The 20,122-nt window shown below is 37.7% G+C and carries 20 protein-coding genes; 14 read left to right on the plus strand and 6 right to left on the minus strand.

The window, feature by feature from the left end; all coding sequences use genetic code 11:
• Positions 1-50: 50 nt before the first annotated feature.
• The 5 genes from R2Q16_RS16530 (at position 51) to R2Q16_RS16550 (ending at position 5,387) form a co-directional block, all read left to right on the plus strand.
• Positions 51-2,021 (plus strand): DUF3289 family protein, encoded by a 1,971-nt coding sequence (locus R2Q16_RS16530; RefSeq protein ID WP_316738540.1) that lies wholly within the window; start codon positions 51-53, stop codon positions 2,019-2,021.
• 3 nt (positions 2,022-2,024) lie between these two features.
• Positions 2,025-2,495, plus strand: a complete 471-nt coding sequence (locus R2Q16_RS16535) for a hypothetical protein (protein ID WP_316738541.1) — start codon at positions 2,025-2,027, stop codon at positions 2,493-2,495.
• 528 nt (positions 2,496-3,023) lie between these two features.
• A complete protein-coding gene (locus R2Q16_RS16540) occupies positions 3,024-3,752 on the plus strand; it encodes a hypothetical protein (RefSeq protein ID WP_316738542.1) in 729 nt (242 codons plus the stop codon).
• A gap of 297 nt (positions 3,753-4,049) precedes the next feature.
• Positions 4,050-4,817, plus strand: a complete 768-nt coding sequence (locus tag R2Q16_RS16545; RefSeq protein WP_316738543.1) for a hypothetical protein — start codon at positions 4,050-4,052, stop codon at positions 4,815-4,817.
• 3 nt (positions 4,818-4,820) lie between these two features.
• A complete protein-coding gene (locus R2Q16_RS16550) occupies positions 4,821-5,387 on the plus strand; it encodes a hypothetical protein (protein ID WP_316738545.1) in 567 nt (188 codons plus the stop codon).
• Positions 5,388-5,873: 486 nt separating this feature from the next.
• Here R2Q16_RS16550 and R2Q16_RS16555 read toward each other — a convergent pair whose 3' ends face one another.
• A complete protein-coding gene (locus R2Q16_RS16555; protein WP_316738547.1) occupies positions 5,874-6,473 on the minus strand; it encodes a hypothetical protein in 600 nt (199 codons plus the stop codon).
• Positions 6,474-7,309: 836 nt separating this feature from the next.
• Entirely contained in the window at positions 7,310-7,765 is a 456-nt protein-coding gene (locus R2Q16_RS16560; protein ID WP_316738548.1) for a hypothetical protein, read from the minus strand.
• Positions 7,766-7,928: 163 nt separating this feature from the next.
• Here R2Q16_RS16560 and R2Q16_RS16565 point away from each other — a divergent pair, with 163 nt between their 5' ends.
• From R2Q16_RS16565 to R2Q16_RS16575, 3 genes are all read left to right on the plus strand, one after another.
• A complete protein-coding gene (locus R2Q16_RS16565) occupies positions 7,929-8,141 on the plus strand; it encodes a hypothetical protein (protein WP_316738549.1) in 213 nt (70 codons plus the stop codon).
• A gap of 102 nt (positions 8,142-8,243) precedes the next feature.
• A complete protein-coding gene (locus R2Q16_RS16570) occupies positions 8,244-8,600 on the plus strand; it encodes a response regulator transcription factor (protein ID WP_316738668.1) in 357 nt (118 codons plus the stop codon).
• Between the two features lie 59 nt (positions 8,601-8,659).
• Positions 8,660-9,016 (plus strand): response regulator transcription factor, encoded by a 357-nt coding sequence (locus tag R2Q16_RS16575; protein WP_316738551.1) that lies wholly within the window; start codon positions 8,660-8,662, stop codon positions 9,014-9,016.
• A gap of 31 nt (positions 9,017-9,047) precedes the next feature.
• Here R2Q16_RS16575 and R2Q16_RS16580 read toward each other — a convergent pair whose 3' ends face one another.
• Entirely contained in the window at positions 9,048-9,407 is a 360-nt protein-coding gene (locus tag R2Q16_RS16580; protein WP_316738552.1) for a response regulator transcription factor, read from the minus strand.
• A gap of 331 nt (positions 9,408-9,738) precedes the next feature.
• Between R2Q16_RS16580 and R2Q16_RS16585 the strand changes: the two genes are divergently transcribed.
• Positions 9,739-12,267, plus strand: coding sequence for an ATP-binding protein (locus R2Q16_RS16585; protein WP_316738555.1), 2,529 nt, complete (start codon positions 9,739-9,741; stop codon positions 12,265-12,267).
• A 35-nt stretch (positions 12,268-12,302) separates the two neighbouring features.
• Here the strand turns inward: R2Q16_RS16585 and R2Q16_RS16590 are convergent, their stop codons facing one another.
• From R2Q16_RS16590 to R2Q16_RS16600, 3 genes are all read right to left on the minus strand, one after another.
• A complete protein-coding gene (locus R2Q16_RS16590; protein WP_316738557.1) occupies positions 12,303-13,106 on the minus strand; it encodes a hypothetical protein in 804 nt (267 codons plus the stop codon).
• Positions 13,107-13,270: 164 nt separating this feature from the next.
• On the minus strand, positions 13,271-13,546 hold the full coding sequence (locus R2Q16_RS16595; RefSeq protein WP_316738558.1) for a hypothetical protein: 276 nt from the start codon (positions 13,544-13,546) through the stop codon (positions 13,271-13,273).
• Between the two features lie 418 nt (positions 13,547-13,964).
• Entirely contained in the window at positions 13,965-14,540 is a 576-nt protein-coding gene (locus R2Q16_RS16600; protein WP_316738560.1) for a ferritin-like domain-containing protein, read from the minus strand.
• 323 nt (positions 14,541-14,863) lie between these two features.
• Here R2Q16_RS16600 and R2Q16_RS16605 point away from each other — a divergent pair, with 323 nt between their 5' ends.
• The 5 genes from R2Q16_RS16605 to R2Q16_RS16625 all read left to right on the plus strand — a co-directional run bounded on the left by R2Q16_RS16605 (position 14,864) and on the right by R2Q16_RS16625 (position 19,620).
• On the plus strand, positions 14,864-15,802 hold the full coding sequence (locus R2Q16_RS16605; protein WP_316738564.1) for a manganese catalase family protein: 939 nt from the start codon (positions 14,864-14,866) through the stop codon (positions 15,800-15,802).
• A 185-nt stretch (positions 15,803-15,987) separates the two neighbouring features.
• Positions 15,988-16,635: a response regulator transcription factor gene (locus R2Q16_RS16610; protein ID WP_316738565.1), complete on the plus strand. Its 648-nt coding sequence runs from the start codon at positions 15,988-15,990 to the stop codon at positions 16,633-16,635.
• Positions 16,636-16,695: 60 nt separating this feature from the next.
• The gene (locus tag R2Q16_RS16615; protein WP_316738568.1) at positions 16,696-17,736 is read left to right on the plus strand and encodes an ATP-binding protein; all 1,041 of its coding nucleotides are present in this window, start codon (positions 16,696-16,698) and stop codon (positions 17,734-17,736) included.
• Positions 17,737-18,545: 809 nt separating this feature from the next.
• Positions 18,546-19,079 (plus strand): hypothetical protein, encoded by a 534-nt coding sequence (locus R2Q16_RS16620; RefSeq protein WP_316738571.1) that lies wholly within the window; start codon positions 18,546-18,548, stop codon positions 19,077-19,079.
• 70 nt (positions 19,080-19,149) lie between these two features.
• Positions 19,150-19,620 carry a GNAT family N-acetyltransferase gene (locus tag R2Q16_RS16625; protein ID WP_316738574.1) on the plus strand — a complete coding sequence of 157 codons (471 nt, stop codon included), beginning with the start codon at positions 19,150-19,152 and terminating at the stop codon, positions 19,618-19,620.
• Positions 19,621-20,122: the final 502 nt, after the last annotated feature.

Below are 20,122 nucleotides of genomic sequence, written 5' to 3' on the forward strand. Positions count from 1 at the left end.
AAAAAGGAATCTTTCAATAGACAAAATTTTGATTTAAAAATTTCTTTAGATTGCATCATAAATTAACTCAATCTCAAATTCTTATGATTTCTTTTAGCAGTATTTATAAAAAATTGCCTTTTTTATTTATCTTAATTATTTTTTCTTGCAAAAAAGATAGTCACCTTATAGGTGAAAAAATTGATCCAAAACAAGAACTTCTCAATCTCGAATATCAGAAAAGACCCAAGGTTCAACAAATTAGATATATTGATTTTCTTAATAAAGTTGATCTTGGAGCGCTTGGTGAATTTAAAGATCAATTTGTAAAAAATCGTTCCAAAGAAAAATTGATGAGCCTTTCTATACCGCAAAGCTATAAAGGCCTGACGATTAATACCGATAGCGTAAAAATGATCGTTCATGGCAATCGTACCAGCTTTATATTTCAAGTTCAGTTATCTAGCCCTCACGCTGTATCATTCCAGAATTTAACAATTGATCAGAGTGAAGATTCAACATTCATCTTTGTATCAACATATACTCCTAGTAAGAGTTGGGTAGCTAAATGGAGAGCACACCAAGAACAAGTTTACGATGGCGAGGTGGAACATACCATGCTTAGCATTGATGGAAAAGCAGTCTCTGAATCGATAAGTTTAGCATCTACTCTTAAAAGCCACAAACAAGCATCGCTGGGACCACCAGAAAAAATTTCATTGACTCAGGTTTGTACAACTTATTCGGTGTATTCACATGTTAGTTTTCCTTGCTATTCAGGCATGCATTTACCAGGCGAGGCATGTGATTATGCAGGAACAGCACTTGCAGCCGGATACACAACAGTTCTTACAACAACTACAGAATGCGAATTTATTAATGGTGGCGGAGGAGGAACTGGCGGAGGTAGTGGTGGAAATCCTGGGACTACACCAGACCCTAATGAAGATTTTGATCCCTGTGATGGATTGATGGGTGGTGCTGGTGCCTCATTCGAAAGAGGGACTAGATTGCAATTAGTTCCTCCCCCATGTGATAATGGGGGGCCAGTTACACTTGCACCAGTAGAATTTCTAGTTGCAAATATAGGTTTGAATCCAGAAGAAAAGAGGATTCTAGTGCGTAATCCTGGATTTGTTGATCCTATGCTATCATTTTTATCGCAAAATCTCTATTCTCAAGATTCAAAAGCATTTTGTAAATGGTATTTAAATAATGCTGAAGCCAGCCCTGATTTCACACCTGCAAAATTCATTAATGATTACATAGTCCCAAATATATTTTCAGATTTAGCAAATCCACCAGGCACAGTAATTGAAGGGCCTGTAATTGATAACGGAACAATACTAGCGGATCTAGGTGATGCTCCATCTTTGGGAGGTAGATTAATAGGAGCAACTCCACCGAGGACAGACACGGGAGAAGATCTCACCTACGGCACAAATGGAAACACTAATGGTGTGATGCCATCCATATTTCAATACAGCGACGCTCAATTGTTTAATAAAATGAGAGTATTATTTAATTTAACTACTATCTTGGATGCAGACATGGCGGTTGCTGCACATGATTTCATTCATGCATTTAATCAAAGTAATGTAAACACATTTGGTCATATAAATCTCTCAAGGAAAGTTCAGGCGAGCAGTGTATATAAAAACTGGGTAAAGAGATTTACATCTTTGTTAAATACTAATCTTCAGCAAGTAAATGGGGACATTAATAATGTGCAGTCAATAACAATAAATAATCGATTAAAATTTGATGAACTATTACATCGATATAATGGTTTGCAAATTTTAATAAATGACACAGAAAGTAATAAGATTACCCTTGAAGATTATTCGAAAAATGGTAATCATTGGTCAGCAATAATAAATGTAGAAATAGTAGATCATTTCGGCCTTGATAAACATGATGTTATACTGTACCAGTATAAGCATGAAGGGTTTGCTGCATGGTGGACACTACAACACGTAAGAGGCTATAAGCCATTCAGAACTGTCATTAATTTAAAACAAAGGATTGAGGGTGACCTATAAATTATGAAAAAGTCTTATTATATCTTCGTTTTGTTATTGATTTCAGTTGTCGCTTGCAATACAACTGAATCGAAACTAACCTTCGCTCCTCTAGACCAGACAAATTACCGTGATACAGTTCGCGGTCAAAATGATTCAATTCACAACGTTAGATTAAAGTTATATACAGTAAAAGGCTTTAAAAATTCTGAAAAAAACTATGCTACCGTTGATAGCTTTGCAAAGGCAATAGCTAAATCGGAGCCTCAACTCAAAAATTTATATACATATCAGATTATCATATATAAAGTATCCTCAAAAACAAATTCAGGATGGTTGAAAAATAATCCACGAGATCTGGTTCGTTATTCGCAAGATCATGACCTAATTTTAAGTTACACATGGAATTCGGGCAAGTTTGCAACTAAGATTAAATGGAGAGATGGCGAAATGATTGAGCCCCAAAATAATGTAACTGTTACGGACGTATATTAAAATTTTATCGTCTGAATTTACTTGTCGTTCTTCAAGCGCTCTGGTCAATCTCTGTGTTGTCCCGGATTTACTTTTCATAAAGGGTTCGTTAATGTCCCGCCGACAATTTGCGTTTAAGCAGCCCCAATTCTGATAAAACCTTTAAATCTTCAAAAAATTGGTTCGTTTGAAACTCGTAGTAGGGTACAATCTTTGGTAATCAAGTTAGTTATTACCAAAGATTTTCTGAATTTTTCTTATATAATTTTTTGCTTAGGTTAAATACACCTTTCATGACACCCCTAGTCAAAAAGTTCTTTATTTTAGTTGATTGACTAATTACGAATCTTGTAAAATTGCGATGTCATAGCGGTTTTATAAAAACATATCGTGGGTTAGATAAAATGTTATACAATTAACTTGATATATCAATTTTCCATGATTAATGTATGGTGTAATTGTCAATTTGGATAATGCTGTAAAAATGATAATTGGATTTGTTAAATTGATAAAATAAAAATATATTCGATAAATCTAACCTCTCTCAAAATGAAAACTTTAATGCCCTCAATCAAATGGTTAAAGCCATTTCTAATTTTGTGTTGTTTTTTCTTCTTGTATTCTTGTAAAAAAGAAACACTTAAATCAACAGAAAATATCGACCTTAAATTACAATCCAAAACTTTAGAATACCTCAGCGGTCCTAAAACTCAGATACTAAATTATTCGGAATTTGCTAATAAGGTAAACATTTCGAACTTAGGGAGTTTCAAAAGTCAGTTTATAAAGCCAGCTGGTATGAGTGAAAAAATTATGTCGCTTTCTGTCCCGGAAAGCTATAGTGGCCTTAAGATAAATAAGGACAGCGTAGTAACATTAACTTATAGAGACCATACGAGCTATATTTTTCAGATTGAATTATCAAGTAAACATGCCACATCATTTCAAAATCTAACGATTGATGAAAGTAAAGAAAGAACAACTATTTTTGTGACAACATATACTCCATCAAAAAATTGGATAGCAAATTGGAAATTAAAAAAGAACCAAGCTTTTGACGGTGATATAAGTCATACTTTATTATATGATAGTTCTAGTGCGATAAGCACTCGAAACATCAACTCTATCGTTAAAGATAAGTTGTTGTTAAGTTCTGTTCCCACTAAAATATCGCTAGCTGAGTTTTGTTATGAGTTCACTGTTTATAACTATTATGAATATTCGTGCGCATCTGGACTACATAGCTTTGCAGATAGATTGCAATGCCAGTTAACTTGAGGAGAAAGACCGGGTGTAACACTTGTTGGTACAACGAATTATGCATGTATTACTTACCAAGGAAATGGTGGAATACCTGGTGGTGGTGGCGGCGGTGGAGAGGGTGGTACGACACCGAGTACACCCGGGGATTTCGATCCATGTGCGGGGAATGGAGGGAATTCAACTGCAAATTTCGCCAAAGGTTCTCGCCTGCAATTATTACCCCCTCCCTGTGATGCTAGTCCATATCTCCTTAGTAACCTTGAATTTGTTACGGCCAGTCTGGGATTAAACCCGGCACAATCCAGATATTTGATGTCCAAACCAGGTCTTGATAAGCAATTGGCAGAATATTTGGTTTCTTATGGTGATGAAACAGCGCAAAAAGATTATCTTGTAGAAGCAGTGAATTACGGTATGAACAACAGTGATATGGATTTCAATGAAAATAGTTCATTATTACCAGTTGATTTAGACTGGACAGATCCGGACGATGAAGTTTTGTATGATCCCGATTATTTAACAGTTTACCAGCCCTACCAAGATGCGCAAACCTGGCCTAATGTAAATAGCGTTATATCGTACAAAAATTTTGTTCCCAATCGGTTTAAACCAGGAACAACAAAAGTGGAAAAATGCTTTGTTTTAGCAAAGGAACAGCTAGGAAAAAATGGTTACACGGCAGGCGGGTATCAACTGTCTCAAATATTTCAAACTTATACTGCTAGCTCAGGAACTGATATGAATCAGACTAAAAGGGCAGTCACCTATTTGATAACTAAGCTTAGCGCTGGCGTTCCAGTACTCGCTGGGGTTGATGTTCGAAGCGGTAGTCCAAATGAGGATAACACCACGGATCATTTTATTGTAATTGTTGGGATGGGAACAGATTCAAAAGGTAGATATTTCTCATTTTATAATAGTTCAACTAATTGGCCAATATATGGCGCTAGTAAAGAAAACAAATTATATTACAATTCGAATACAGGAAGGATATCAGGCAAGACAATGAGCCAATACGGTTCAATTCAAGGTCATCATGATTTCGTATTAACCCAAGTGCGAAAAAGTATCCTCAAATAGCTTATGAAAAAGCAAATTCTGCTAATTTTAATGATGTGTTCGTGCCATGTAGTTACAGCACAAACAAGTCCGAAAGATTCGTTCGAATCTATAAAAATTACGCTTTTCAAATTTTTTAAGTTTGATGAAGATACACCGGTATCAAAGGAAAAGCGATTTGTTATTGTTAAAGAGACACCTGTAGGGAATTTGAAAAAAAGATCGATTGACAAAGCAGGTGTTGAGATTTTTTTAAACAGATTCAGGAAATCAGGCTTGTTTTCAGAATATTATATTAATAATTTGAGGCAATATTTCTACGATATTGGAAAAACACTGGAAGGTGAACCAAAGCTTCCAAAAAATGCAATCATTAAAATCGACGGGTTGGATGGAAGTATAACCTTACAAAGAGATGAACCAGAAGCCATATATGACTACTATGAAGATGGTGTGTTTGAAGAGTGGGCTGTAATCAGTAATAAAGCTATAATACAGTACAGAATAAAAGCTTACAATAATAAGATGATTTTTACATTATCTCGTAATGATGGCAAATGGCAAATTGACACGATAGGTTATTATCAATAATTTATATTTTGCCTTTTACACAAGTTGCTGAATGAGAAGAACTGAATAGCCCCCCGCTTTCATGATTTCATACTTTGGATTTTTTTTCCATCGGAGGTGGCAATCCAGATGGACAAGCCGATTTATTTAACCCGTTCCGCCAGATTAATTATCATACGATAATTCTGATTTAATTTGCATGTAATCTTCGGTGATTTTGGTCTCTCCAATCCACACGACAAATAAATCAGGAGGGTATAGGTGGGCCATCTTTGCTGAAATGTGCGCGTTATTAAGTATGAGCTGACGTGTATGAATTTTGGTGAAGTAGTCTGTATCTGCAATTTTTATTTTGAAACATTAGCAATTCAATTTGACGATAGTAACCCAAAAAAAATCCCGGCCATTAGCCAGGAAATGAATTTTATAAAAAAAAAATATCGAACATCCTAAAATTAAAATATTTAGACTCAAGCAAATTCCGCTTGAAGGTAAATCTTCGATATCTTAGTCTGGCACCCTGTCTATCACTTTGAAGGTAGCATCTACTAATGCGAACGTAGAAGGTGTTCGATAAGTCCTAATTGTCTGGGCTACGAAGGTTTTGGTTAAATGCCCTCCATAGCTATCCTTGAGATAATCGCGTAATGCAGGTGAGTTCGTAGGATTTTCACCACTAGAAACCGCATTAATATAATCGCTGTATGCAGCACGGAATCTAGACATATCTTCAATGAACTCGGGATTTATGCTCATATTCGTAAGTTGGGTTGTTATCACAACAACTCCATACTGATCCACCTCGGCCGTGGTTGCACCAGATGGCGTATAAACAGATGAAGGGATAGCGCGTTCACCTTCCACAAAAGTTCCACCAACATATTGTATTGCACCGAATAATAAATCCGCCACGGCCCATGTTCCTGAAAATGTACCGTTGCCATTATCCACAATATAGCTGTAGTTGACCGGAAGGCCCCTCTGCTGAGGATTAGTATTTGATTTGGTTATGAGACCCGGATTAGATTCAGCCACAACTGGATTATCCTTTTTACATGCAGAAAGGAGCAGGACTATGAGTCCTAAAAATAATGATGTTTTTTTCATAGGTAAATGATTAGTTAAGTTTGAAATTTAGTAATATAAATTTACCTCACCAATTTGAACATTTGGATTACGTCAATCCCTACACATAATCTGCATTTTACTATTTAAACTAAATAGTGCTCTGTCTAATTGGAAATTTTTCAGGTGGGGATTTCAGGGATAGTAGATACCGGATTCCGGTTCAAAGTGTGCAGCCGGATTTTGTCTCCAGGGTAGAGATCTAGTGAGCATTGTTCTTCACCAAAGATAAATAATTCCAGTTCATGTTGCCAGATCAGAAAATGGCTAACCTGTAACCGCTCCAGCCCATTGAAGACTGAATTTCGCTTCGAGTAGCTCCTCAAAGCCAATTACAAAGCTCCTTGCCCGCTAAAAATTGTAATTTAAATATATAGGATGAATCAACTGAGCATTTTCATTTTTAAAGCCTTTTAAATCTCACCAGGTAACTTTGAAAGCGGAAAACAACCGATGATCCAGATACTTAAAACCAACGCTTAAAAAAGCTAAAATCAGTCGACTTCATGCTTTAGGGGGTATCTGTGCACATTTTGGTCCGGAAATAAGTGACCACTTTGTGTAGAAATCAGTGGACACTTTTGGAATGGTCCCCAATATGCGAGTTTACAACATTTTTAAAAAAATGTAGCACAATATAGAGACCTAAAATCGGTTCGGAATTTAGATTTTAAATGGGAAATATCATATAAGTGGCTATTTGCATTTACGCATTTTGGCCAACTTAATAAAATCTATGGTATGCCACAGGGCTATTGAATAACTGGCCATTCACCAATATTGCTTACTTAATTTTTAACTGTAGCTCTTACTTAAATCTACATATCTGAAGGCGGTGGCCCATCTGGAGGGGGTGTTGGTAGATTTAAAATTTTTAAATTCACACCTAATGCCTCAATAACCCCATTCTCGCCTTTGAGTCCATATTTTTTTACTGCCTCAGCGCCATCAAGCAACAAAAAATAATCAGCATTTTCAATTCCACCAATTTTACCGGGCTCAAAAATCTTTCCATTCGCAATAATCAGTTTCTTTGAAATTTGAACTCCTTTCCCAGACGATGTGTCCAATCGGTAATGTAGCGTAATCCTGCCGCGCTCTGATGTGTTGATTCCTTCGATAACGCTTTTTACCTTCAGTGTATCTGCAATACTGGTCACTGTAGATGTAACTCCTACCGAGTAATGCCCATTGGCAAGAGAAGGTTTACTCCCTGATGTGATCCAGCAAAAAAGTATGCAACTTGCAATGGTTAAACTTAAATGGGTTTTCATAATCTTATAATTATCACATCTCTAATATAACTATTTTATTAGTTGAAACAATAAGGAAGAAAAAAATTTTTTTTCATTCGACAATTGTTAACCCATCCTGTTAGCTATCTCAGAAGCCTATTGCAAAAAGTTAGAACCTTTTAATAATCAATTATGTTCTTAAATGACATCAACAAGGAAAACTATGAAAACATTAAAATTATTGGCTGTAGTCGGAACATTCTTGCTTCTGGGCGCATGTAATAACAATACCGAGGAAAAAAATCGTGAATCAGAGGTCAATACTGATACCATTGATACAACGGCCACAGGTTCGCAGGAAATGCGGGACACCTCAAATGTGGATTCTTCCACAAACACTTTGCCGCCTAATTAACATTAAATTAAAAATCCCCATTATGTAAGGGGCTTTTTCGAGCAGGTAGTTATACCGTATAAATGTTATGTCTACATTGCGACAAAACTAAATGATACCGATATCGAAAAACTACTTTTTTTAGATGATGAACCTTCATTGCTCGAGATTGCGCCGCTTTTATTCGAAGAGTTTGACGTGTTTGCCAGTGACGATTGTAATAATATTTTACATCTAATTGAAAACTTCAAGCCAGATGTCATTATGCTTGATGTTGTCTTAGGGGTGCATGACGGAACAAAAATTTGTCAGGCGATCAAGCAACATCCGGTCTTTAAAAATATTCCTGTAATACTGATGACTGCGGGCTTTCTTCGCGAAAGAGATAAGCTTGCCGGAGCGGATGGTTTTGTCGAAAAACCTTTTAATACAGATAAATGTATATCGCTTTTAAACCAGTTGACAAATCGCAAAATATAAATTTTCTTTTCTGAAACTATATGTAACCAAAGGGTGTATTATATTTGTAATCTAAAACTATGCAAACAATTATACTCCTTGAAGACGACTACGACATAAGGGAATTAGTAAAAATAATTCTTGAAGAGGAAAACTATCAGGTCATTGCCTTTAGTAGCATTAAGGAATTTTCCAATCGCGGAAAGGATATTAAAGCTGACCTTTTTCTATTGGATGTTAAGTTACCTGATGGTTCCGGAATTGAAGTTTGCGAAGCCATAATGTCAGTTGAACAAACGCCAATCATAATAATGAGCGCTCATGCAACTTTACAAACGATTAGCAAAACCTGCGTGCCCAACGATTTCATAGAAAAACCATTCGATATCCAAAGTTTGACGGATAGAATTAGGGCGCAACTGCCATTAGAGGGGTAGCCTTCAACCCCTGATATAAGGATACTTTTACTCAATTTCTCTTAACTAAAGTTCCGACAGTTTGCAATAAATTATTCATATCAAAAGGTTTGGAAATAAAAGCATCTGCTGTGCATGCTTCCTGACTATTTTTGGCAGTTGCATGAGCGCTCATCATCAATACCGGAGTTTGCATTGTTGATTCCTTTAGCTCTTTGCACACTTCGAAGCCATTGCCGTCCGGAAGCATGACGTCAAGAATAAACAAATCCGGCTTTACTTCCGGAAGGTGGGACATAAACTTCTCCACTGTTTCAAAACTTGTGACCTCATAGTCCTCTAATTCAAGAATCAACTGCAAAACATCTCTCACTCCTGGATCATCTTCCAGCAAGAAAATTCTTTTATTCATAATCATCATTTTGTGTGTAAATACAATTTACAAGAAAAGTTAAATCAGATTTGTATGTATTCTAAATTAGAGTGGTGAATGATTTTTTAATGATAATAAATCCTTTGCAAATGATAATGATACGCAAAAAAACAGATTCCTGTATTCAGTCGATAATTCTTCGGTTATCATTCCCAAATTATTTGTAAAATATCATACTTACACAGGATAAAAGTTTTCAAACTTTTGCCAACATTTTTCTGCATTTTTTGTTATCGTTCAGCTATAGGTAATTGCTGTTGCGCTTTGCTTTTGTAGTTCTTGGAGATGACGTATATTTATGCACTTAGTTATGATCGAAAACACATTCGGAAAAGACATTATTCCCCAAAACGATACTGAAAGACTTGAAGCACTCCACCGCTATAAGGTCATGGATTCACCACCTGAAGATTGCTTTGATAATTTAGCCAGATTGGCAAGGGAAATCTTTTCTGTACCTATTGCCCTTATTTCACTTGTTGATGCGGATAGAGTGTACTTCAAATCCAATATGGGTATGGGAAACGCGAAAGAGGCCAACCGGGGGAAGAGCCTTTGTGCCCTTGCAGTCCTGGATCCGTTGGTGACCGTATATGAAGATGCGCTGAAAGAACCCTGCCTGGCTGCAAATCCAAATGTCGCTGGGGCATTTGGCTTGCGATTTTATGCGGGTGCACCGCTGGTTACCTCGGATGGTTTCTTGATTGGTACCTTTTGTGTTATTGACAGGCAGGCCCGCGAATTTTCAGTTCTTGAAAGGGAAATGCTCGAAAAGCTTGCCCAGGCCGTTATGGATTTGATAGAACTACGTTATGCCGCCCTCTTGGATCGTTCCCAGCACGAAACTGAAAATATGGAACATGCAAGTTATAGTGAAAAATTGCAGGCCATTAATGAAGAAATGTCAGCGGCAAATGAAGAGCTGGCCCGTTCGCGTGATAGCCTCGGCGAGGCCAATAGCAATCTGGAGCAAATACTTAACATGCTGCCCGCTTCCGTAGTCATTATCCGCGGATACGACTTAATTGTTGAAATGATCAACAATAGTAACCTCGATTATTGGAAAAAAACCAAGGAAGAAGTGCTGGGAAAGCCCTTCCTTGAAATTTTACCTGACCTTGCTGACCAGCCTTTTGCAAGCCAGCTTCGCCATGTGATGTCCACCGGGGCAATAATTGATGTTAAAGAAAGTCCTGTACTATTCGATGCAGGCAACGGTAAAATCCGCGAAACTTATGTAGACTACACCTATCAGCCATTGTCAGATTTGTCTGGTGAGCGAACGGGTGTATTGGTCATGTCATTTGAAATTACGGATCGCGTTCTTGCCAAGCGTCAGCTCGAAAATTATGCACATGAACTTGCAACCATTAATGAAAAACTAAAGATTACCAACGATGACCTTTTCAAAAGCCAGCAGCGGTTTAAATTCTTAATTCAGGAAGCGCCTGTTGCAATCGGCGTATTGCATGGAAATCGGTTGATTGTAGAAACGGCAAATGCGAAACTACTTGAAGTATGGGGAAAACAAGCTGTCATTCTTGGCCTTCCCTTGGCAGATGCACTACCGGAGATTGCAGACCAACCCTTCCTGGGAATTCTTGCCGACGTATATCACTCGGGTAATCCATTTTTTGCAAACGAAATCAGGGCAATGCTTGAACATAATGGGGAACTCAAAGAAATATTCTTCAATTTAGTTTACCAGCCTGTGAAAGGTATTTCAGGATTGGTATCCGATATTCTCATTGTTGCCGTGGATGTTACCCAGCAGGTAAATTCGCGGCTTCGGGTTGAGCGGGCAGAGCTCGAAACCAGATTAGCGGTGGAAGGGGCAAACGTAGGGACATGGAGTATCGATACCCGGACAATGGATATCGTAGCATCCCCGAGGTTGAAAGAGTTGTTTGGTTTTCATGGAGATGCAACGGTTAGTGTCAGTGATTTGGTGGAGACCATCGATCCGGAATTCCGGCCGAGCGCAGTAGCGCAAATGGAGGAAGTGATTGCCACTGGCGGAAGTTACGATATCAGTTATTTGGTAAATGGCGCCATGGACGGTAATAAACGATGGCTGCGCGCATTTGGCAGAATGAATGGAGAAAAAGGGCAGGAACCTGATATTTTTTCCGGGGTGGTGATGGACATTACCGATCAAAGGCAGGATGAGATCAGAAAAAATGATTTCATTGGAATGGTGAGCCACGAATTAAAAACGCCTTTAACTTCCCTCAACGGTTACCTCCAGCTATTACAAAGGAAGGTAGAAAAAGAACAACAATTATCTGTAGAAATGTTTGCCCAACCGCTTAAACAGGCCAAGCATATGGCCGATTTGATCAATGGCTTTTTAAACGTCTCCAGGCTGGATGCGGGTAAAATCCATATTGAAAAATCGGTATTTGACCTCACTTCGCTCACAGCAGAAATTTACAGAGAAAATGTGCCCCTTTTTAACAGCCATAATATTTTATTTAAAGGAAACGATAAGCTATTGGTTATCGGGGATAGCAATAAGATTGGTCAGGTCGTTAATAACCTGGTAAGTAATGCAGCTAAATACTCTAAAAGTGGATGTACCATAACCATCACTTGTGCCCTTAAAGATGCTGTCGCGCTCGTATCTATTGCCGATCAGGGCATAGGAATCCAGTCACATGATCTGGAAAAACTGTTTGAACGATATTATAGAGTTGAAGAAAATACAAATGTTTCGGGTTTTGGAATTGGGCTGTATCTCTGTTCAGAGATAATCAACCGTCACGGAGGAAAAATCTGGGCAGAAAGTGAACCCGGAAAAGGTTCAGTTTTTCATTTCGAACTTCCATTAGCCGACTAAAATGGGCATCAATAGGCTAAGGTCAAGCTGAAATGCTAACCATTTTGCGCTAAAATCAGTTCTGTTACTTCATTGGCGAAAATCATAATTCCGTGAACTTCGCCACCAGTAGATTTGATAGGTTCGTAAATGAAATTAAAATAGGTGATGTCATTCGAACCGTTGCGCTCAAGAAGGACGCGGGCTTGCTTACCGATATATCTTTCGCCACTATTGTAAACATCCTCGAGAATCTGAAGGTACGGCTGCCCCCTTAGCTCAGGGATGGCATCCTCTAAGGGGATGCCCAGTACCGATTCATTTTTTCCCCAAACTCGCAGAATCAGGCGGTTGGCAACTTCAATGACTAATTTTTTTCCCCTCAATATACCAAATGCAATCGGGGCATCTTGAAGAAATCCTGCCATCTGTTCCTTAAGCTCGGTCATCGATTCTTTGAGTTCTATTTTGGAATTGAATAATGCATTTAATTCCTCGTGCGCAAGATTTAAATCTTCATATAAATCCGAAAGCTCGCTGGACTTCCATCCCAACTGCTTATCCAGATAGGTTTTATTCTCATTCAATTGTGTTATCGTGTCAACACACTCAATATGGGACAGCATGCCCGAGAGCAATAATCCAACCGCAGCCCTGTCATCCTCTGATAAAATATCCAGATTCAGTTGCCCTACCTTTTCACCAGATGTATCCAGTATCGGATATGTTGAGGTTTCTTCAATATTTTCATGCGGATTGGAATTCTGATACTCATAAAGGTAAAGCTTGGTATCTGTCGTTTTCAAAAGATAATTAATGAGCTTTTCTGTACGGATAATTATCTTTTCACGCGTTTCCATTTTTTAAACACTGAATTCTAAAATTGTTTTAAAATGCTAAAGTACGTAAAACAGCTGAAAATCAGCAGTGTATAAGTGCGGTATTTATTAGGATTAATATCTTTTATTCCCACAGGTAATTTGAATAAATACAAAAGCTCGTACATCAATAGTTTTTACTGCAGTTAACTTTTAGAGCTTTGACTGGTATATTTTACAAAATCATTCCAGTCCAGATAACCAATATATTGACACATGGCATTTAATACAAATCTGCTGGGGAGGGCACCCATTTCCTGAATTTCAAAAAACCTTTGGACCGTGGCGGTCGAGACATAATTATTGGTTAGGTAAAATATCTCCTCGGAAATTGTTTTGGACTTGTCCGGATCAATAGCTTGATGATTATTTTTTGATAGAATAAGTCCTCGGAGTTGGTTCAGCAAAGTTCTATTATCCATTTTATTGAGCGTAAAATTATCGGACGACTAGTACAGGATACTGTTCGAATAAAAAGCTATTTATATTTTCTTACAGTATTATCTACATATACGAATATCTTAAAAAAATAGTTTTTCTCAAAGGAAAAATGCGTTTGAATGTCTTTTAGATGATGATTTTTCTTGGATTCCCGGGCGTTGAGAATGAAAGATTATTTTACGATAAACTAAATCGGTTTATGTAATATCATTTCGGGCTATTCCATTTTTTTGTTCGGGGATTTCCAGTGACCCCGTAATTTCAACTTTTAATATCGTAGCACTTAAAATGTCAAAATGTCGATTTAAAATAACAACAGGCGACACCCTCTAATGTCGCCTGTTGTTGTGGATTATTGTGAATCCATGAAGCATAGTGATAAATTCTTTTCAACGGCATTTATTCCGCGGCCGCCTCGCTATTTATTGCCGAAACTGCAATTTCTGTAAGCGCCACATCAGTAGATTTTTCATTCTCTAATGTTTGCTCTAAAAGTGATGCAACATCGCTTCTATCCATATTTTCCGCAAATACCTTTAATGTCCCATAGGTAGCAATTTCATAATGTTCTACTTTTTGTGCAGCTAGTATCAATCCGGCATCTCTGATCATTGTCCCTTCATCTGTTTCCTCAATTATGCCGTTCGCTTCATCCAATAATCCAGCCATAGCATCACATTTTTTGGCTGTTGCTTTCTCATCAAGTAAACCAAAAATCTCTTCCAGCGTTTCTATGTGAGTTTGCGTTTCCTGGGTGTGTTTCTCGAATGCTGCTGCCAGTTCTGGACTTGTAGCCGCTTTTTTCATTTTTGGCAATGCTTTAACCAAATGTTTTTCAGCCCAGTAAATATCCTTTAGCTCATCCACAAAAAATTCGTGGAACTCAGAAGGTTCAATTTTGCCAGATCTTTTACCCTGTTTGTTATCAGTCGTTTTAGTTTTGGCATTAGCCGTAGTTTTCTTTGTAGTTGCCATAAGTTTTGGTTTATATTATAATCAGCATAAAAACTTTAACTAAATAAAAATGGTTTGCAAAAGATTAAGAACACGTATATATTTAACCGACTACGTATTTGTTGATTATCTATGCTAATCGTATACGGATGTGGAAACCTCTTTTCTCAGTAGTACATGAAAAAATATTCAATATTATTAAGCTGGATATTTTAGGTGCGCTGTTGTTACTACGTATTTCGTGGGCTACTACGTGTTTTGAATATTCTAAAAACCAGCTGGTGTTTTAAAATGTGGTAGAGTAAATCTAACTCAATAATACTTAATTATTAAACCAATATATTATGTTTCATCATTCAAAAGATTTACAGTTCAATGCAAGGGTTTCCAGGCCAGATCCGGTATTCGCAAATATTTTATTAGAACAGTTTGGCGGAGAAAACGGTGAACTGGCGGCTGCCATGCAATACTTTACACAAGCCTTTGGAGCTAAACAACCCCATCCGGATAAATATGATATGTTGATGGATATTGCCACCGAAGAATTCTCACATTTAGAAATAGTTGGTGCAACTATTCAAATGTTGCTAAAAGGTGTTAATGGCGAGCTTAAAAGCGCTGCAGATTCGTCTGAAATTATGCAGGTGCTTGAAGGTAAAGCGGCTAACGAAGATATTATTCATGCTGCCCTTACCGCAAACCCTCATTTTGTAACGCTTAGTAGCGGTGGACCAAGACTTGCAAACAGTCAGGGGATTCCATGGTGCGCATCCTATATCCACTCCAATGGCGACCTCACGGTTGATTTAAGATCTAACCTAGCATCGGAATCAAGAGCTAAGCTGGTTTATGAACACTTGATGAAATTTACAGAAGACCCTTACGTAAAAGAAACACTTTCATTTTTGATGACCAGGGAAGTTGCCCACTATAAAATGTTTGAGGCAGCATTGGAAAGCATTCAGCCGAACTTTCCGCCAGGGGTATTGCAAGCCGACCCGAGGTTTACGCAACAATACTTTAACCTGTCTCCGGATAATTCCTTTACAGGTCCTTGGAATACAGGAGAAATGCCAGGTATGGCCAAGGAATGGGAATTAATAGAAGAGCCTGTTGAATTTGTTAAACAAACCGAGGGATTAACAACTCTGGAAGATTCAAAAGAAAAAGAATTAAAAGAAACTGAATCGATGAATAAAAAAATGAGTGCCGAAAAAAGTGAAGAAGTAAAAAACTCAGAACCTAACGGTACAGCGCAATGGAGCAACTACGGAAAAGCTTAGTTATATAAGGTCATTTCCTTGAAATCCAGGTGTTAGAAAAACATCTGGATTTTTTTATTAACTCCAAGCTTTCCGCTGGCGGTGTTTGAAATTTATCTAAAACTTTTTGGAATATGTGCTGTTGTGCATATGCTAGAACAATAAGTAAAGTAAAACATCTTATACTCTGGTCACGCATAAACGTCATGATAAATATCATTTTAGCAGAAGATCACACAGCGGTGAGGAAAGGGCTTAAAATGCTCATCGAATCAACAAACGAATACAACATTATATATGAGGCCTGTAACGGACAGGAGGTGCTAGATGCCTTTCGCAGCGGAATACAACCAGATTTTATCCTCGCAGATATTATTATGCCCGTTCTAAATGGTGTGGAAATGATCGCTGCGCTGAAACAAATTGATTGTCATGTGCCGGTTTTAATCATGTCCATGCTTGATGACGATATACATTTTTACAAGGCAATGCATTCAGGCGCAAGAGGCTTTTTAAGTAAATCAGTAGATTCCCAAGAACTGTTCTTTTGCTTATCAAGGATTGTTGCCGGAGAACGTTATATCTGCTCATCATTAGCGCTCAGGATTGCTGATGCCGCGATAGATTCCAAAATCACCTGTTCCAATAAAATTTCGGAAAGTGAATTTTCTTCGAGAGAGATAGAAGTTTTAAACCTTATAGGACAAGGTTTAACTAATGCCGAAATGGCTGAAAAACTTTTTATTTCCAGGCGCACAGTCGAAGGACATAGACAAAGCCTTATTGACAAAACCGGTGCAAAGAATACCGCCGAATTGATTCGTCATGCTTACATCAATGGCATTCTTTATTAATTTTTCAAAGAATATTCAGTATACATGGTACATATAAATAATCAACAGATATTTTACGAGATGGGCGCAGTATCTCGTGACGGCTATTTTGTTTTCAATAGTAGCAAATCAGAGATAGAGTATGCAAACCCTGCATTCTGCAGGATTCTATCCATTGAAGAATCAGCGTTAAATGATTTGCCAGATACTTTGATTCACAAAATTTATCCCGAAGATTTAGAGCATATCCTGAGTTGCTATGATGAACTGGTGATTGATGGCGGCGAAAAAAAATATTTATTTAGGCTTAATATTGGGACTCAAGAAAAATACCTAAAGGCTTCGCTCGTACGTTCTGAAGATAAAAGCCACATTTATGGAATAATTGAAGATTTCACAATCGAACAGGAAAATAAAATCCATATTGAACAAATAAATGCCCGTAAAAATGTGACATTAGAAGTGCTTGCGCACGATTTAAAGGAGCCCATGGGAATGATAAGAATGACAGTGAGTTCTTTAGAAAATGATCTTGATCGTTTGGCGGTAAAGGACTTAGCTAGCGCTTTGCATTTCATAAAAGATATGTGCGAGCGGAATTTGAAATTGGTGCGGAGTATGGTCAACCACGAATTCCTAAAATCTTCCGTCGTTGCCATCAAAAAAGAACGGGCGGACCTGGTATGGGAACTAAAAGATGTTGTACGCTTCTATAACCGCTCTCACCTACAGCATGCCAGAAATTTTATTTTTTCCAGTGCTCAGGAAAAAATCTTTTTAAATCTGGACAGCATGAAGTTCTTGCAGGTTATTAATAATCTAATCTCCAATGCAATTAAGTTCACTGTAGATGGTGGAAAAATTGAAGTATATGCCGAGGACCGCACCGATGATGTATTAATCTCGGTCAGCGATAATGGAATCGGTATTCCTCCCGCGATGCGCACTGAGCTTTTTAATTCCAGCCAGGAGGTGTTGAGAAATGGACTTAATGGAGAAGAATCCGGCGGTCTTGGTATGAGCATAATTAAAAATATTGTTGACCTACATGGCGGTAAAATTTGGTTCGTTAGTGAAGAAAATGTTGGTACAACTTTTTTTATTTCAATTCCTAAAGGTTAAATTTTGAGCTTTTTTTTTCATTAAAAGCGTATTCACCGCTGCAAACAGTCTCTCATGACATGGACATTACCTAGTTATATTTTGACCCTTATTTTGAGAAGAGCATGATATTTTCATTGTAGCCTGAGGTTGGTTAACCCAAGGTGCTCCGTGCAAACTAATTCTTATCCTTTGGTTGCTTCTCCCTAAGTATAATTTTTTTAAAGGTTTCTCAATCGCTTTAAATAATTAACCCAAAAAAGATTCGTAAAACTTAGCGGCGGGCAATAATGTTTTGGCAAGTAAGAATTCAACATGGGAAAGATGAAAAGATTACCCAAAGTAGTCGGTAATTCCATAAGCGGATGCCGAAGAATCGATGATGAACCAGTCACTCTCATTAGAAGTTCGTCCCCTTCTATTGGTAGCAGAAAAAGACTTAAAACTTCCCCAATCAAGCCCGTGAATCAAATTAATGCACCTAAGCTTCAAACAAGTATTTGCGGAGAAATCAAAATTTTGACAGTTTTTTGGCCTCGAAATGGAATCAAAGGTCTATTGTAATCAGCAGTATTGTAACTTGAAAAATGGTATCTGAAATTTAAACCACTTCGCATCCCAGCCTGTAGCATAAGGCGGGGCACTTAGATATTGATGGTCAAAGCATCACAATTTATTAAAGGATGCTTATTCTTTTCCCTTATTTATTGGGTATTTATCCGTTTGTCCAGTATAAATCACCATCGGAATTAAAAAAGTACTTGTAATCACCTTCGAAAAAACCATTGGTTTTTTGGGATGTTAAGATATATAATAAACCGAGTCTAGTTATGATTAATAATCACAAAACATCTCCCAAGGAACCTGATACCAGCACAACGGATTCAGCAAATACTAGTAATTTGCCGCAAAATCAAATTCCAAAGTTTAGAAGTAATTTAAATGCCGCACAGGGTCAAATGAAAAGCGAAGCAGGTCATTTGGGAACCGAAGTGGGAGAGGGTGATTTTGGCGCCGAAGAAGCCCGTTCTGACGCCGAAAAGGGCAATAGTGGTTCTGCAGGTAATATGCCGTACACAGTTGCTCAATTGAAATATAATTCCAGAATGAATTTTGGCGATCTACTCGCTGAAAAATATACTCAAATTGCTGAGCATACTTGGAAAAGCGGTGAGACGCTTGAAATAAGTTTGTCTCCATCAGAAAGTATTGATGATTTTATCTCCACAATAGAGCGTGAGGTTAAACCACAGATTGGTTTTCAACAGCATTTGGATTTGCTAATTAAAAAGCTTGACGGTTCATATTTTAAAGTTATAGAGATAAATAAACGCTCTTCAAATCGTGCTAGCCAGAAGATATAGTTCCAAACATGGCTTTATCGATCAAGTTCTCATGTTATCTAAGTTAATTTTTGGCGCATAGTTTTTTAATATGAAAAAACCAAATCAGAAATATGATTACAGGTTGAATTCTGACTTAAAGGAGATTGATTGGCAGTGCATTTTAGTGCTCTTCAGGAAAATTAACTGGCGTCAGCGGCTGGAGCACGAAGTTGCAGATGCCTTTAGGAAGAGTTCGCATACTTTATTCATTTTTGATAATGAGGTGATTATCGCTTTTGGAAGGGTAATTGGTGATGGACGCTTCCACGCAGTACTAGCAGATATTGTTGTCGACCCAGCCTACCGTAAGCAGGGATTAGGAAAATATATCGTAGACTTCTTAAATGCCCAGTTAATAGATTATCATTTTGTCACGCTGACAGCTGCGCCAGGTGCAGGTAGGTTTTATAAATCCTTGGGATGGAAAAAACAGACTACAGCCTATATCTGGCCCCAGGGTCCAAAGCAACTAAGACAGCATTGCGCCGCCGATGGCAATGTTGAACCCAATAGCAAATAATAAGCAAACCATATTTGTCAATCGCCCAGAATCTACTTACGCACCAAATGATACGGTATCAATCGAATCGGCTATACGGGTGATTAAATCAAAATTACGACGCGCTTGTACTTTGGGTCCACATCTCTGGCTTGAATAAATAATTAAAACTTATCCTTACGCTTAATGTTCTCTTTTTGCATGGCTTTGAGTACCTTTTGTAAAGGATGATTAAGTTAAGATCCACGAAAGTGACTTGGTGATTTTTCATAAAATAAAAGCCGAATTGATAAGATTATTGGTTATAACTAATCAGCTTTTGTTGCATTAAATAATCTGATGCCATGAGCTTGAGCAATCTCAGGATTGTGTTTTTTATTTTAGGCTTACAAAATTACTGAGCAGCGTTGCCTGCAAATCAATTTGCTAAATGAATTTCACGCAGCACTGGATTGCATATTAAATAGCCTTTTTACAGCTTCCCTTCGCGTCAAAGGGGGTAAGGTTAGAGCTGAAATTTTTT

Origin of the sequence: Pedobacter aquatilis (assembly GCF_032678425.1) — a bacterium.
In the GTDB taxonomy this organism is placed as follows: Bacteria; Bacteroidota; Bacteroidia; order Sphingobacteriales; family Sphingobacteriaceae; genus Pedobacter; species Pedobacter aquatilis_B.